The 15,707-nt window shown below is 67.3% G+C and carries 14 protein-coding genes; all 14 read left to right on the top strand.

Features of this window, described 5'->3' with window-relative positions:
• Positions 1 to 149: 149 nt before the first annotated feature.
• Positions 150 to 2,819, top strand: a complete 2,670-nt coding sequence (gene gyrA, locus ADE01S_RS17300; protein ID WP_062682968.1) for a DNA gyrase subunit A — start codon at positions 150 to 152, stop codon at positions 2,817 to 2,819.
• Complete coding sequence (gene serC, locus ADE01S_RS17295; RefSeq protein ID WP_062682967.1) at positions 2,819 to 3,949, top strand: 3-phosphoserine/phosphohydroxythreonine transaminase; 1,131 nt, start codon at positions 2,819 to 2,821, stop codon at positions 3,947 to 3,949. The genes gyrA and serC overlap by 1 nt, the downstream gene beginning before the upstream one ends.
• Positions 3,942 to 5,027: a prephenate dehydratase gene (pheA, locus tag ADE01S_RS17290; RefSeq protein WP_062682966.1), complete on the top strand. Its 1,086-nt coding sequence runs from the start codon at positions 3,942 to 3,944 to the stop codon at positions 5,025 to 5,027. The genes serC and pheA overlap by 8 nt, the downstream gene beginning before the upstream one ends.
• Before the next feature lie 11 nt (positions 5,028 to 5,038).
• Positions 5,039 to 6,160, top strand: a complete 1,122-nt coding sequence (gene hisC / locus ADE01S_RS17285) for a histidinol-phosphate transaminase (RefSeq protein WP_062682965.1) — start codon at positions 5,039 to 5,041, stop codon at positions 6,158 to 6,160.
• Positions 6,157 to 7,059 (top strand): prephenate dehydrogenase, encoded by a 903-nt coding sequence (locus ADE01S_RS17280; protein ID WP_087881357.1) that lies wholly within the window; start codon positions 6,157 to 6,159, stop codon positions 7,057 to 7,059. Before hisC ends, ADE01S_RS17280 begins: the two co-directional genes overlap by 4 nt.
• A gap of 5 nt (positions 7,060 to 7,064) precedes the next feature.
• Positions 7,065 to 8,387: a 3-phosphoshikimate 1-carboxyvinyltransferase gene (aroA, locus tag ADE01S_RS17275; RefSeq protein WP_062682964.1), complete on the top strand. Its 1,323-nt coding sequence runs from the start codon at positions 7,065 to 7,067 to the stop codon at positions 8,385 to 8,387.
• Between the two features lie 11 nt (positions 8,388 to 8,398).
• Positions 8,399 to 9,091 carry a (d)CMP kinase gene (gene cmk, locus ADE01S_RS17270; protein WP_062682963.1) on the top strand — a complete coding sequence of 231 codons (693 nt, stop codon included), beginning with the start codon at positions 8,399 to 8,401 and terminating at the stop codon, positions 9,089 to 9,091.
• Between the two features lie 207 nt (positions 9,092 to 9,298).
• Positions 9,299 to 11,011, top strand: a complete 1,713-nt coding sequence (gene rpsA / locus ADE01S_RS17265; protein WP_062682962.1) for a 30S ribosomal protein S1 — start codon at positions 9,299 to 9,301, stop codon at positions 11,009 to 11,011.
• Positions 11,012 to 11,014: 3 nt separating this feature from the next.
• Positions 11,015 to 11,374: an integration host factor subunit beta gene (locus ADE01S_RS17260; RefSeq protein ID WP_062682961.1), complete on the top strand. Its 360-nt coding sequence runs from the start codon at positions 11,015 to 11,017 to the stop codon at positions 11,372 to 11,374.
• A gap of 138 nt (positions 11,375 to 11,512) precedes the next feature.
• Entirely contained in the window at positions 11,513 to 11,827 is a 315-nt protein-coding gene (locus ADE01S_RS17255; RefSeq protein ID WP_043542997.1) for a LapA family protein, read from the top strand.
• A gap of 60 nt (positions 11,828 to 11,887) precedes the next feature.
• Positions 11,888 to 13,102, top strand: a complete 1,215-nt coding sequence (gene lapB / locus ADE01S_RS17250) for a lipopolysaccharide assembly protein LapB (RefSeq protein ID WP_062682960.1) — start codon at positions 11,888 to 11,890, stop codon at positions 13,100 to 13,102.
• Positions 13,099 to 14,040, top strand: a complete 942-nt coding sequence (rfaE1, locus tag ADE01S_RS17245) for a D-glycero-beta-D-manno-heptose-7-phosphate kinase (RefSeq protein ID WP_062682959.1) — start codon at positions 13,099 to 13,101, stop codon at positions 14,038 to 14,040. The genes lapB and rfaE1 overlap by 4 nt, the downstream gene beginning before the upstream one ends.
• Positions 14,037 to 15,026: an ADP-glyceromanno-heptose 6-epimerase gene (gene rfaD, locus ADE01S_RS17240; RefSeq protein ID WP_062682958.1), complete on the top strand. Its 990-nt coding sequence runs from the start codon at positions 14,037 to 14,039 to the stop codon at positions 15,024 to 15,026. The genes rfaE1 and rfaD overlap by 4 nt, the downstream gene beginning before the upstream one ends.
• A 193-nt stretch (positions 15,027 to 15,219) precedes the next feature.
• Positions 15,220 to 15,707 (top strand): ComEA family DNA-binding protein (locus tag ADE01S_RS17235; RefSeq protein WP_062682957.1); only part of this gene is annotated, 488 nt, incomplete at its 3' end.

Genomic DNA, 15,707 nt, shown 5'->3' with positions numbered 1-15,707 from the left:
CGAGCCGGCAGCCGTGTCCGGATGTTGCGCGGCCTGGCTTGCCGGGGCGCCTGTTCGGGCGGCCCATCTGACCGCTCCGTGAATCGAATGATAGAATTTCCTGTTTACCCGGCCCGGGTTCCTCCTTACACGATTCTGTCGTTATATATATGGATTCCTTTGCCAAGGAGACGCTTCCGGTATCGCTGGAAGAAGAGATGCGCCGCAGTTACCTCGATTACGCGATGAGCGTGATCGTCGGTCGGGCGCTACCGGATGTGCGGGACGGCCTCAAGCCCGTCCACCGGCGCGTGCTCTACGCGATGCACGAACTGAACAACGACTGGAACCGCGCCTATAAGAAGTCGGCGCGTATCGTCGGGGACGTCATCGGTAAGTACCACCCCCACGGCGACCAGTCCGTCTACGACACCATCGTCCGCATGGCGCAGGATTTCTCCATGCGCTACATGCTGGTCGACGGCCAGGGCAACTTCGGCTCCATCGACGGCGACAACGCCGCCGCCATGCGTTACACCGAAATCCGCCTGGCCAAGATCGCGCACGAATTGTTGGCCGACATCGACCAGGAAACGGTGGACTTCGGCCCCAACTACGACGGCAGCGAGCAAGAGCCGCTGCTGTTGCCCTCGCGCCTGCCCAACCTGCTGGTCAACGGCAGCTCCGGCATCGCGGTGGGCATGGCCACCAACATTCCGCCCCACAACCTCCAGGAAGTGGTCGACGGCTGCCTGTACTGCCTGCGCAATCCGGCGTGCACGGTCGATGAGCTCATGGAGCTCATCCCGGCGCCTGACTTCCCCACGGGCGGCGTCATCTACGGCATGTCCGGCGTGCGCGAAGGCTATCGCACGGGCCGCGGCCGCGTCATCATGCGCGCCAAGACCCACTTCGAGGACATGGAAAAGGGCAACCGCCAGGCCATCGTGGTCGACGCGATCCCCTACCAGGTCAACAAGAAGACGCTGCAGGAACGCATCGCCGAGCTGGTCAACGACAAGAAGATCGAAGGCATTTCCGATATCCGGGACGAGTCCGACAAGGACGGCATGCGCCTGGTCATCGAGCTCAAGCGGGGCGAAGTGCCCGAGGTGGTGCTGAACAACCTGTACAAGAATACCCAGCTGCAGGACACCTTCGGGATGAACCTGGTGGCGCTGGTCGACGGCCAGCCCCGCCTGCTCAACCTGAAGCAGATGATCGACTACTTCCTGCAGCACCGCCGGGAAGTGGTCACGCGCCGCACGGTGTTCCAGCTGCGCAAGGCCCGCGAACGCGGCCACGTGCTGGAAGGCCTGGCCGTGGCGCTGGCCAACATCGACGATTTCATCGCCATCATCAAGGCGGCGCCGACGCCGCCGGTGGCTCGCCAGGAACTGATGGCGAAATCGTGGGATTCGTCCCTGGTGCGCGAGATGCTGTCGCGCGCCGACGGCGATACGCCGGGAGGCCGCGCGGCCTTCCGTCCGGACGACCTGGGCGCCGAATTCGGCCTCCAGGGCGACGGCATGTACCGCCTGAGCGACACGCAGGCCCAGGAAATCCTGAACATGCGCCTGCAACGCCTGACCGGGCTGGAGCAGGACAAGATCGTCGGCGAATACAAGGACATCATGTCCACCATCGCCGACCTGCTGGATATCCTGGCGCGTCCGGAGCGCATCACCACGATCATCGGCGAAGAGCTGCAGGCCATCAAGGCCGAGTTCTCGACCGGCGCGAAGGATACGCGCCGCTCCGAGATCGAGCTGAACGCCACCGAACTCGACACCGAAGACCTGATCACCCCGACCGACATGGTCGTGACGCTGTCGCACGGCGGCTACATCAAGAGCCAGCCGCTGTCCGAGTACCGCTCGCAAAAGCGCGGCGGGCGCGGCAAGCAGGCCACGGCGATGAAGGAAAACGACTGGATCGACCAGCTGTTCATCGCGAACACGCACGACTTCCTGTTGTGCTTCTCCAACCGCGGCCGCGTGTACTGGCTGAAGGTCTGGGAAGTGCCGCAAGGCACGCGCAATTCCCGCGGCAAGCCCATCGTGAACATGTTCCCGCTGGCTGAAGGCGAGAAGATCACCGTGGTGCTGCCGGTCAAGGAATTCAGCGAAGACCACTACGTGTTCATGGCGACCTCGCGCGGCACCGTCAAGAAGACCCCGCTGTCCGACTTCTCCAACCCGCGCAAGGCCGGCATCATCGCCGTCGACCTCGACGACGGGGACTACCTGATCGGCGCCGACCTTACCGACGGCAAGCACGACGTGATGCTGTTCTCCGACGCCGGCAAGGCCGTGCGCTTCGACGAGAACGACGTGCGTCCGATGGGCCGCAACGCCCGCGGCGTGCGCGGCATGATGCTGGAAGACACCCAGACCGTGATCGCGCTGCTGGTCGCCGGCGACGAAACGCAAAGCGTGCTGACCGCCACCGAAAACGGCTACGGCAAGCGCACCCCGATCACCGAGTACACGCGCCATGGCCGCGGCACCAAGGGCATGATCGCCATCCAGACCAGCTCGCGCAACGGCAAGGTGGTCGGCGCCGTGCTGGTCATGCCTTCGGACGAGATCATGCTGATCACGACCGGCGGCGTGCTGGTGCGCACCCGCGTGTCGGAAATCCGTGAAATGGGCCGCGCCACGCAGGGCGTCACGCTCATCAACGTCGACGACGGCAGCACGCTGTCGGGCGTGCGCCGTGTCGTGGAAAGCGACGCGGACGATGACGGCGACCTCGACGAGGACGGTCAGGACACGGACGGCGGCGACGGCGACGGCGCCGCGGAAACGACGGATTCGACGGAACCTACGGAGCAATAATGGCCCGCCCCTGGAACTTCTCGGCAGGCCCCTCGGCCTTGCCCGAGGTGGTGCTGCAGCAAGCCGCTGCGGAAATGCTGGACTGGCACGGCAGCGGCATGTCCGTGATGGAAATGAGCCATCGCGGCAAGCATTTCGTGCAGATCTGCGATGAAGCAGAATCCGACCTGCGCGACCTGCTCGGGCTGCCGGCGGATTACGCCGTCATGTTCATGCAGGGCGGGGGTTCCGGGGAGAACGCCATCGTTCCCATGAACCTCATGGGACGCCGCGGCACGCCGGCGGCCGACTTCGTCGTGACGGGCCATTGGTCCAAGCGGTCGTACAAGGAAGCCGGGCGCTACGGCAGCGCGCAAGTGGCGGCGAGCAGCGAGCAGGCCATCGAACTGGATGGCCGCGAGCAGGCGCCGCTGACCTGGGTGCCGCCGGTCGATACCTGGCAGGTGCGCAAGGACTCGGCCTATCTGCACCTGTGCAGCAACGAGACCATCGGCGGCGTCGAGTTCATGGACTGGCCGGATACCGCCGAGCTGGGCGCGCCCGACGTGCCGCTCGTGGTCGACGCGTCCTCGCATTTCCTGTCGCGTCCCATGGACGTGACGCGCTGCGGCCTGCTGTACGCGGGCGCGCAGAAGAACGCCGGCCCGGCGGGCGTGACGGTCGTCATCGCGCGCCGCGACCTGATCGGCCATGCCTTGCCGATCTGCCCGTCCGCGTTCGATTACGCCAACGTGGCCGCCGAGCACTCGCGCTACAACACGCCGCCCACCTTCGCGATCTACGTCGCGGGCCTGGTGTTCAAGTGGGTCAAGGCCAACGGCGGCGTGGCGGGCATGGAAACCGCGAACAAGGCGAAGGCCGACCTGCTGTACGGCTACCTGGACGGCACCTCGTTCTACCGCAATCCCATCCACGCGCCCGTGCGTTCGCGCATGAACGTGCCGTTCGTGCTGCGCGACGAATCGCTCAACGACGCCTTCCTGCAAGGCGCGGACGCCGCCGGCCTGACGCAGTTGAAGGGCCACAAGAGCGTGGGCGGCATGCGCGCCTCCATCTACAACGCCGTGCCCCTGGAAGGGGTGTCGGCGCTGGTCGAGTACCTGAAGGAATTCGAGCGTCGCTATGGCTGATGATCTGCAGCGCAAGCTGCTCCCCTTGCGTCAACGCATCGACGCGCTGGACGCGCAGATCCTCGAACTGCTGACGCAGCGCGCGCGCGCCGCGCTGGAAGTGGGCGAGGTCAAGCATGCCGCGCACGCCGACGGCCCGGTGCTGCGCCCCGAGCGCGAAGCCGAAGTCATCCGCCGCCTGCAGCAGACCAACCCCGGCCCGTTCCCGAACGCGGGCGTGGCGGCGGTCTGGACCGAGATCATCTCGGCCTGTCGAGGCCTGGAGCGCGGCATGACGGTCGCCTTCCTGGGGCCGCAGGGCTCGTTCTCGGAGCAGGCCGCGATGGAGCACTTCGGCCATGCCGTGCAGAAGCTGCCGTGCGCGTCCTTCGACGAAGTCTTCCGCGCCGTCGAGGCGGGCCAGGCCGACGTGGGCATGGTCCCGGTGGAGAACTCCACCGAGGGCGCCGTCAACCGCAGCCTGGACCTGCTGCTGAACACGCCGCTGAAGATTTTGGGCGAGCGCTCGCTCGTCATCCGCCATTGCCTGATGTCGCAGTCGGGCAGCATGGACGGCATCAAGACCATCTCCGCGCACCCGCAGGCGCTGGCCCAGTGCCAGGGCTGGCTGACGCGCAACTATCCCGACGTGGCCCGCGTGGCCGCCTCCAGCAATTCCGAGGCCGCGCGCGCGGCGGCGTCCGATCCCTCCATCGCGGCCATCGCGGGCGAAGTGGCCGCGCCGGCCTGGAACCTCCAGGTCGTCGCCGCGGGTATCCAGGACGATCCCCACAACCGCACCCGCTTCCTGGCGATCGGCAGTATCGAGCCGCTGGTCAGCGGGCAGGACAAGACCAGCCTGATCCTGGCGGTGCCGAACCGCGCGGGCGCCGTCTACGAAATGCTGGCGCCGCTGGCGGCCAACGGCGTGTCCATGACGCGCTTCGAGTCGCGGCCCGCCCGCACCGGCCAGTGGGAATACTATTTCTACGTCGACGTGCTGGGGCACCGCAATGACCCGAACGTCGAACGCGCGCTTGCCGCCCTGCAGGCGCAGGTCGCCTACCTGAAAGTGCTGGGTTCCTACCCGGCGTCGTGAGTCTCCACAACATGACCACCGCATCCAAGCCCCTCGCCGCACCCGCGCACGTCAGCGCCATCGCCCCTTACCAGGCGGGCAAGCCCATCGAAGAACTGGCCCGCGAGTTCGGGCTGGATCCGGCCGGCATCGTCAAGCTGGCCTCCAACGAAAACCCGCTGGGCATGCCCAAGTCGGCGCGCGAGGCCATGCTGGCCGCGGCCGAATCGCTGGCGCGCTACCCGGATCCCAACGGCTTCGACCTGAAGGCGGCGCTGGCCGAACGCTACGGCGTGCCGATGAACTGGATCACGCTGGGCAACGGCTCCAACGACATCCTGGAGATCGCGGCGCTGGCGCTGCTGGAACCGGGCGCCTCGGCCGTGTACGCGCAGCACTCGTTCGCCGTGTACCGCCTGGCCACCCAGGCGCGCGGCGCGCGCCACATCGTGGTGCCGGCCAAGGAATACGGCCATGACCTGGGCGCGATGTTCGACGCGATCGCGGACGACACGCGCCTGGTGTTCATCGCCAACCCCAACAACCCCACGGGCACCTTCGTGCCGGGCGACGAGATCGCGGCCTTCCTGGAGCGCGTGCATGCCGCCCACGGCGACCGCGTCACCGTCGTGCTGGACGAGGCCTACAACGAATACCTCGATCCGGAATTCCGCTTCGACAGCACCGCCCTGGTGCGCCGCTATCCGAACCTGATCGTCTCGCGCACCTTCTCCAAGGCCTACGGCCTGGCCGGCCTGCGCGTGGGTTTCTCGGTGGCGCAGCCCGCCCTGACCGACCTGCTGAACCGCGTGCGCCAGCCGTTCAACGTCAACACGCTGGCACAGGCCGCCGCCGTGGCCGCGCTGGGCGACGCCGCGTATCTGGCGCAGGCCTATGCCTCGAACAAGTCGGGCAAGGCGCAGCTGTGCGCCGCGTTCGACGCGCTGGCGCTGCGCTACGTGCCCAGCTACGGCAACTTCGTGCTGGTCCACGTGGGCGATGCTCCGCGCATCAACCTGGAGCTGCTCAAGCGCGGCGTGATCGTGCGTCCGGTGGCCGGCGACGGCCTGCCCGAGTGGCTGCGCGTATCCATCGGGCTGCCGGAAGAGAACCAGCGCTTCATCGACGCCCTGACCGCCATCCTGTCCGAATGAACGACGCTTCACTGTCTTCCGATCAGGGGGCCGCTGGCCCCCTGATTCCTGTATTGGCCATCGTCGGCGTGGGCCTGATCGGCGGATCCTTCGCCGCGGCGCTGCGCCGGGCCGGGCAGGCGGGCAGGGTGCTGGGGGCGGGGCGCAACGCGCAGTCGCTGGCGCGCGCGCTCGAACTGGGCCTGATCGACGAGGCCGTCTCCCTGGAAGAGGCGGCCGCGCGCGCCGACCTGGTCCTGCTGGCCACGCCGGTGGGCGGGCTGGCCGATGCCTTGTCGCGCATGCTCCCTCATCTGGGCGCGGGCACCGTGCTCACCGACGCCGGCAGCACCAAGGCGGAAGTGGTCGCCGCGGCGCGCGCCGCGTTGGGCGGGCGGATCGGGCAGTTCGTGCCCGGCCATCCCATCGCGGGCGCCGCGCGCACCGGGCCGGAGGCGGCGGACGCCGATCTCTACCGCGAGCGCACCGTCGTCCTGACGCCGCTGCCTGAAAACGGCCCGGCCGCCCTCGACCTGACGCGCCGCGCCTGGCAGGCCTGCGGGGCGGACGTGATCGACATGGATGCCGATGCCCACGACCGGGTGCTGGCGTCCGTCAGCCATTTGCCGCACCTGCTCTCGGCGGTCTACATGGAGCAGGTGGCCCTGGCCGCCGACGCGCCGACCCGCCTCGGCCTCGCGGGCAGCGGTTTTCGCGATTTCACGCGCATCGCGGCGGGTTCGCCGGAGATGTGGCGCGATATCTTCCTGTCCAATCGCGACGCGATGCTGGCCGAACTGGCCGACGTTCGCGCGGTGCTGGATCGTGCCGAACGCGCCATTGCCGAAGGCGACGGCGCGGCTTTGCTGACGCTGCTGGATACGGCGGCGCAAGCGCGCCGCAACTGGCGCAAGGAGTAGCTGACATGGGCGCTTTGCCTTATCTCGATCTGCCGCGGGTGCGGCAAGCGCAGGGCGTGATCGCCCTGCCGGGCTCCAAGAGCATTTCGAACCGCGTGCTGCTGCTGGCCGCGATCGCCGAAGGCAGCACCGACATCACCGGCCTGCTGGATTCGGACGACACGCGCGTGATGCTGGGCGCCTTGCGCCTGCTGGGCGTGCAGGTGTCCGAGCTGGAAGAGGGCCGGGTCACGGTGCAAGGCGTGCGGCGCTTCCCGGTGGAAAGCGCGGACCTGTTCATGGGCAACGCCGGCACCGCCATCCGTCCCCTGACCGCGGCGTTGGCGCTGATGGGCGGGGACTACCGCCTGTCGGGCGTGCCGCGCATGCACGAGCGCCCCATCGGGGACCTGGTGGACGCGCTCAATGCCCTGGGGGCGCGCATCGATTACCTGGGCCAGCCCGGCTATCCGCCCCTGCATATCGGCCGCGGCGAGATCGCCGAGGAAGCGGTGACGCGGGTGCAGGGGTCGGTGTCCAGCCAGTTCTTGACGGCCTTGCTGCTGGCAGCGCCGCTGCAGGCGAGCGGCACCGGCAAGCCCGTAACGATCGAGGTCGTGGGCGAACTCATTTCCAAGCCCTACATCGAGATCACGCTGAACCTGATGGCGCGCTTCGGCGTGCAGGTGCGGCGAGACGGCTGGAGCCGCTTCGTGATCGACGGCGGGGCCGCGTATCGCAGCCCGGGCCGGATCGCGGTCGAGGGCGATGCCTCCACCGCCTCCTACTTCCTGGCGCTGGGCGCCATCGGCGGCGGTCCGCTGCGCGTGACCGGCGTGGGCGCCGACAGCATCCAGGGCGACGTCGCCTTCGCCGGCACCCTGGCCGACATGGGCGCTTCCGTGAGCTACGGCCCCGACTGGATCGAGGTCTCTGGCGCCCGCGTGGCGCAGGGCGAGCGCCTGAAAGCCTTCGACACGGATTTCAACCTGATTCCGGACGCCGCCATGACCGCGGCCGCCCTGGCGCTGTTCGCCGACGGGCCCTGCCGCCTGCGCAACATCGGCAGCTGGCGCGTCAAGGAGACGGACCGCATCCACGCCATGCAGACCGAGCTGGAGAAGCTGGGCGCGCGCGTGGAATCGGGGCCGGATTGGCTGCGGGTGACGCCGCCGGCCCGGGACGGCTGGCGCGACGCGCATATCGGCACCTGGGACGACCATCGCATGGCAATGTGCTTCTCGCTGGCGGCCTTCGGCCCCTCGGCGGTCCGTATCCTCGACCCGGGTTGCGTCAGCAAGACCTTCCCGGGTTACTTTGACGTTTACGCGGGCCTGGTGACGGCCTAGCGGATGTACCCATGACTTCGATTTCCTCCGAAACCCCTTCCGCCGTGCCGGTCATCACGATCGACGGCCCCACCGCGTCCGGCAAGGGCACCGTGGCCCATCGCGTCGCCAAGGCGCTGGGCTGGGCGGTGCTCGACAGCGGCGCGCTCTACCGCCTGACCGCCCTGGCGGCGATCAATCGCGGCCTGGCGGCCGAAGACGAGCCTGGCGTGGCCCGCGTGGCCGAAACGCTGGACGTGCGTTTCGACGGCCCCCACATCTATCTGGAGGGCAAGGAGGCCGGCCACGACATCCGTCGCGAGGAAGTGGGCAATTTCGCCTCCCGCGTGGCGGCTTTCCCGGGCGTGCGCCAGGCGCTGCTGGAGCGCCAGCGCGCTTTCCGGCTGCCTCCGGGCCTGGTGGCGGACGGGCGCGACATGGGCACGGTGGTGTTCCCCGACGCGCCCCTGAAGGTGTTCCTGGTCGCCGACGTGGTCGCGCGGGCGGAGAGGCGCTGTAAGCAGTTGATCGAAAAGGGAATTTCTGCTAATCTAGATGACCTTCTACGGGATATGCGCGAGCGGGATGCTCGCGATATGGGGCGAACTACGGCTCCGTTGGCTCCCGCAGCGGATGCACACGTGCTGGATTCGTCTGATTTGACGATTGCAGAAACGGTGCAGGCAATACTGGATTTTTGGAAGCGCGCCTCGGCGGACCGCTGATCCATTCCGGGATCGGCCCTGCCGGGTGGCTACGCGAATCCACCCTGGTTTTCTGATTTTTTTATCGGCCCTGTTCAAGCATGGCGCAACCCCCACGGGCCACCCCGCAAGGGCGAACCGGCAAACAGGTATTTTGACTCCACTGTGGCGGGCAATCCGCTGCGGTGTGTATTTAACGGCCATTTCGGCCCAATGGATTTCAACCCCATGTCTTCCGTTTCCACTACCGCCACCGGCGGCGAAAGCTTCGCCGACCTTTTCGCACAAAGCCTCAAGAGCCAGGACATGAAGTCCGGCGAGGTCATCAGCGCCGAAGTCGTGCGCGTCGACCATAACTTCGTCGTCGTCAACGCCGGCCTGAAGTCCGAAGCGCTGATCCCCCTGGAAGAGTTCCTGAACGACCAGGGCGAGCTCGAAGTGCAACCTGGCGATTTCGTCTCGGTGGCCATCGATTCCCTGGAAAACGGCTACGGCGACACCATCCTGTCGCGTGACCGCGCCAAGCGCCTGTCGGCCTGGCTGCAACTGGAAAAGGCCCTGGAAAACGGCGAGCTGGTCACCGGCACCATCACCGGCAAGGTGAAGGGCGGCCTGACCGTCATGACCAACGGCATCCGCGCGTTCCTGCCGGGTTCGCTGGTGGATCTGCGCCCGGTCAAGGACACCACCCCGTACGAAGGCAAGACCCTCGAATTCAAGGTCATCAAGCTCGACCGCAAGCGCAACAACGTCGTGCTGTCGCGTCGCCAGGTGCTGGAAGCCAGCATGGGCGAAGAGCGTCAAAAGCTGCTCGAAACCCTGCACGAAGGTGCCGTGGTCAAGGGCGTGGTCAAGAACATCACCGACTACGGCGCGTTCGTGGACCTGGGCGGTATCGACGGCCTGCTGCACATCACCGACATGGCCTGGCGCCGTGTGCGTCACCCCTCCGAAGTCCTGCAAGTGGGTCAGGAAGTCGAAGCCAAGGTCCTCAAGTTCGACCAGGAAAAGAGCCGCGTCTCGCTGGGCGTCAAGCAACTGGGCGAAGATCCGTGGGTGGGCCTGGCTCGCCGCTACCCGCAAGGCACCCGCCTGTTCGGCAAGGTTACCAACCTGACCGACTACGGCGCGTTCGTTGAAGTGGAAGCCGGCATCGAAGGCCTGGTGCACGTCTCCGAAATGGACTGGACCAACAAGAACGTCGATCCGCGCAAGGTCGTTACCCTGGGCGAAGAAGTCGAAGTCATGGTCCTGGAAATCGACGAAGACCGTCGTCGCATCTCGCTGGGCATGAAGCAGTGCCGCCAGAACCCGTGGGAAGAGTTCGCCACCAACTTCAAGCGTGGTGACAAGGTCCGCGGCGCCATCAAGTCGATCACCGACTTCGGCGTGTTCGTCGGCCTGCCCGGCGGCATCGACGGCCTGGTGCACCTGTCCGACCTGTCGTGGACGGAAGCTGGCGAAGAAGCCGTGCGCAACTTCAAGAAGGGCGACGAGATCGAAGCCGTGGTTCTGGGCATCGATACCGACAAGGAACGCATCTCGCTGGGCATCAAGCAGCTGGAAGGCGACCCCTTCAACAACTTCGTTGCCACCTTCGACAAGGGCGCCGTTGTTCCGGGCACCATCAAGTCGGTCGAAGCCAAGGGCGCCGTCGTGACGCTGTCCGTGGACGTCGAAGGCTACCTGCGCGCTTCCGAGATCTCCTCGGGCCGCGTCGAAGATGCCACCACCGTCCTGACCGCCGGCGAGAACATCGAAGCCATGATCGTCAACATCGACCGCAAGACGCGTTCGATCCAGCTGTCGATCAAGGCCCGCGACAACGCCGAAACCGCCGAAACGATCCAGCGCATGTCCGACGCCAGCGCTTCGTCCGGCACCACCAACCTCGGCGCGCTGCTGAAGGCCAAGCTGGACCAACAGCGCAACGACGGTTAATTCGTGACCAAGTCGGAGCTGATCGCCGCCTTGGCGGCCCGCTATCCTCAGCTGGCCGCCCGCGACACCGATTACGCGGTCAAGACCGTGCTCGATGCAATGACCCAGGCCCTGGCCTCGGGCCAGCGCATCGAGATCCGCGGTTTTGGCAGCTTTTCGCTGTCGCAGCGGTCTCCCCGCATCGGGCGCAATCCGAAATCCGGCGAGCAGGTGCTGGTGCCTGGAAAACAGGTGCCGCACTTCAAGGCGGGCAAGGAATTGCGCGAGCGGGTGGACTTGGCCGGCGGCAATGACGAGGACGCTCAATCCTCTGGATCGAGTGAACCGATGCCGTCGATGGCGAGTCTGCACGCCATGCATTGACGGCACGGCTGAAGGCTGCCTTCGGGCGGATCGGACCGCGGACGAAGCCCCTTGAGAAATCAAGGGGCTTTGTTTTTTCGCGGCATCTCCGAGACGTCGCTTACAATTGAAAGTCTCGAATTCTTAGGAGCATGCGTCATGCGCTACCTCGTCTGGGCCCTGCGATTGCTCGTGTTTGTTGCGGTATTGATGTTCGCCTTGAAGAACACCGATCCGGTTGCCGTGAAGTTCTACGCCGATTACGTGGTGCAGGACGTTCCGCTCATCGTCGTGATGCTGGTTGTTTTCGTGCTGGGCGCCTTGTTCGGCCTCTTGCTGACAGTGCCCGCCGCCATGCGTCGTCGCCGCGAGGCCATGCGCCTGCGCCGTGAGCTGGATCGCGTCCAGGCCGCGGTCAATGGCACCACGCCCGTCGTGCCGCCCGAGGCCGTCGCCCCGATGTCGCCGCTGTAATGCCGTTGCGCACGCTGCATTCCGCCTTTTCCGCACCGACTTCCCGCAAGAGCCCGAACAGTGGATTTTGAACCTTGGTGGTTGATTTTCGTGCCGGTGCTGTTCGCGCTGGGCTGGTTGGCCGCGCGCTTCGACATCCGGCAAATGCTGCGGGAAACCCGCAGCCTGCCCGATTCCTATTTCCGGGGCTTGAATTTCCTGCTCAATGAAGAGCCGGACCGCGCCATCGACGCCTTCGTCGAGGTGGCCAAGCTCGACCCCGAAACCACCGAGCTGCACTTCGCGCTCGGCAGCCTCTTTCGCCGCCGCGGCGAGATGGAGCGCGCCATCCGCGTGCACCAGAGCCTGCTGAGCCGCTCGGACCTGCCCGCCGCCGAACGCGAGCATGCCCAGCATGAGCTGGCGCAGGATTTCCTGAAGGCCGGCATGCTGGACCGCGCCGAAAGCGGCTTCGAGCAGCTGAAGGACACCCGTTACGCCTTGCCGGCGCTGCGCTCGCTGATCCGCATCTTCGAATCGGAACACGACTGGCCGCGCGCGATCGAGGCCGTGAAGACGCTGCAAGGCCTGGTCGACGAGCCGGTGCCGCAGATCGTGCACTACTACTGCGAGCAGGCGCAGACCGCGCTATTGGCCAAGCCGGCCGACAGCGAAGCGGCCCACAAGGCGCTGGATGCCGCCGACCACGCCCTGTCGGGCATCGACGCGACATCGAGCCGGGGCGCCATGGTGCGCACCGCCATGCTGCGCGCCCGCCTGGCCCTGATCGAACAGGATCCCAAGCGGGAGAGGCTGTATCTGGAGTCGGTCATGACCGATGCCCCGGAATACGCGGGCCTGGTGGCCGAGCAGGTGCTGGCCAACTACCGCGCCGCCAACCAGGCCGAAGCCGGGCTGGAAGTCCTCCAGAAACAGTACGCGCGCCATGCCTCGCTGGACCTGTTCAACGTGCTGTTCCGCGAGCTGCGCGTGCAGCAGGGGGCCGCGCCGGCGTGGACCTTCGCCCGCGGCGCCTTGCGCAGCCATCCGTCCCTGCTGGGGCTGGACCGCCTGCTGGAGGCCGAACTCGCCAACGGCGAGGGCGGCGCCGACCACGGCCCGGTGCCCGGCGCCGACCTGACGCTATTGCGCAGCCTGATCCACAAGCATACGCAGCGGCTGGACCGCTACGCATGCCGCAGTTGCGGTTTTCAGGCGCGTCGTTTTTACTGGCAATGCCCCGGTTGCAACGCATGGGAAACCTACGCGCCGCGCCGTCTGGAAGAACTTGAATGAAATCTTTTCCCGCCGAAGCCATTTCGCGCAGCCGCGTTCTCGTGGTGGGCGACGTGATGCTGGACCGGTACTGGTTCGGCGAGGTCGAACGCATCTCGCCGGAAGCGCCGGTGCCGGTGGTGCGCGTGGCGCGCCGCGAAGACCGCCTGGGCGGCGCGGCCAACGTGGCCCGCAACGTCGCCGCGCTGGGCGGACACGTAACGCTGGTGGGCGTGCTGGGTGAAGACGAGGCGGGCGACAGCGTCCGCCGGCTGTCCGCCGAGGCCGGCATCCAGGCCGACCTGATCTCCGATCCGTCGCTGCACACCACGCTGAAAATGCGGGTGCTGGGCAGGCAGCAACAGCTGCTGCGCGTGGATTTCGAGCAGCATCCGGCCCAGGCGGCGCTGGACAGCGTGGATGCCTCGCTGGCGCGCCACCTGGCCAACCACGACATCGTGGTGCTGTCCGACTACGCCAAGGGCGTGCTCACGCGGGTCGAAGCCCTCATCGCGCTGGCCCGCGCCGCGGGCGTGCCGGTGCTGGTCGATCCCAAGGGCGACGACTACACGCGCTATCGCGGCGCCACCCTGGTCACGCCCAACCGTGCGGAAATGCAGCAGGCCGTGGGCCGCTGGAATTCCGAGGCCGAACTCACCGGCCGGGCGCAGCGCTTGCGCGCCGACCTGGATCTGGAGGCCTTGCTCGTGACGCGCTCCGAGCAGGGCATGACTTTGTTTACCGATGCGGGACGCGACCACATCGACGCGCAGGCGCACGAAGTGTTCGACGTGTCCGGCGCGGGCGATACCGTGCTCGCCACCCTGGCGGTGTCGCGCGCCATCGATCTGCCCTGGGCCGAGGCCATGGCCTGGGCCAACAAGGCCGGCGGCATCGCCGTCGGCAAGCTGGGCACGTCCGTCGTCACCGCCGCCGAACTGGCAGGAGAATCCTCATGATCGTCGTTACCGGAGCCGCGGGCTTCATAGGCAGCAACCTGGTGCGCGGGCTCAACCGCCGCGGCATCGAGGACATCATCGCGGTCGATGACCTCACCGAAGGCGACAAGTTCGTCAACCTGGTCGACTGCAAGATCGCCGATTACCTGGACAAGGACGAGTTCCGCCGCCGCATCGCCGAGGGCAGCATCGGCGACATTCGCGCCATCCTGCACCAGGGCGCGTGTTCGGACACCACCGAACGCAACGGCCGCTACATGCTGGACAACAACTACCGCGTCACGCTGGAGCTGTTCGAGTTCTGCCAGGCGCGCCGCATTCCCTTCCTGTACGCCTCCTCGGCCGCCGTGTACGGCGGCTCTTCGGTCTACGTGGAAGACCCGGCCAACGAAGGCCCCTTGAACGTCTACGGCTATTCCAAGCTGCTGTTCGACCAGGTCCTGCGCCGGCGCATGGACAGCCTGACGGCCCAGGTCGTGGGGCTGCGCTACTTCAACGTCTACGGTCCGCACGAACAGCACAAAGGCCGCATGGCCTCGGTGGCGTTCCACAACATGAACCAGTTCCTGGAGCATGGGCACGTGCGCCTGTTCGCGGGCTGGGACGGCTACCCGGACGGCGGCCAGAGCCGCGACTTCATCTCCGTCGAGGACGTGGTCGCCGTGAACCTGCATTTCCTCGACCATCCCGAGCAGTCGGGCATCTTCAATTGCGGCACGGGCCGGGCTCAGCCGTTCAACGATGTGGCCGCCGGCGTGGTGAACGCGCTGCGCGCGGAACGCGGCGAAGCCGAGCTGACGCTGGCCCAGTTGGTCGAGCAGGACCTCATCCGCTACATTCCGTTCCCGGACGACCTGAAAGGCCGCTACCAGAGCTACACGCAGGCCGATGTCTCGCGCCTGCGCGCGGCGGGTTTCCAGGCGCCGATGCGCGACGTGCGGACCGGCGTAACCGAGTACGTGCGCTACTGGCGCGCCCGCAAGTAAGCGCGCCCATCCAGGACAAAGCCACTGCTGACCCCGGTGGCTTTTTTCTTGCGCCGGGGGAGCGCGGGCAGGCCGCGCTCGTGGCCAACCGAGGTGGATGTTTCCGTTCACCGCCCGCGCCGGGGGCCCTGCCGGCCGGCATGATCGCCTCGTGGCCCAACATCCGTTGCGCCCCTTACTTCCGGAGGCTTCCATGAATCCATTCCTGCATTCCGCGGTGGCGCGGCCGCGCCTGTCTGTGCCTTGGCGGCGCATCAACGGGCCGGGCCGGCGCCCGCCGCAAGGCGAGCCGGGCATCCAGTCGACGCCGCGCGCTTTGCGGCGGGCGATGGGCGTGTTGCTCATGACGGCGGGCCTGGGCCTGGCCGCGGCGCCGGCGGGCGCGGTGGACGTGAACCAGGCCAGCGCGCAGCAGCTGGAAAGCGTGCGGGGCATCGGGCCGCGCACCGCCGAAACCATCGTCCGGGAGCGCGAGCGGGGAGGCAAGTTCGAATCCCTGGACGACCTGGCCGAGCGCGTGCGCGGCATCAGTCTGAAAAAGGCGCAAGCCCTGCAGGCCGCCGGCTTGCAGGTCGGCGGGGCGCAGCCGCCCGCGGCCGCGTCCGGCGCCCCGTCCGCGGCGAGCGCCGCGCCTGCCGCGGCGGCCAAGCCGGCTCCCAGGCCGGCCGCCGCCCAGCCCGC

This window comes from Achromobacter denitrificans NBRC 15125 (assembly GCF_001571365.1).
Classification (GTDB): Bacteria; Pseudomonadota; Gammaproteobacteria; order Burkholderiales; family Burkholderiaceae_B; genus Achromobacter; species Achromobacter denitrificans.
The sequence above is the reverse complement of the archived record's forward strand: the minus strand, read 5'-3'. Positions and strand labels throughout refer to the sequence as shown.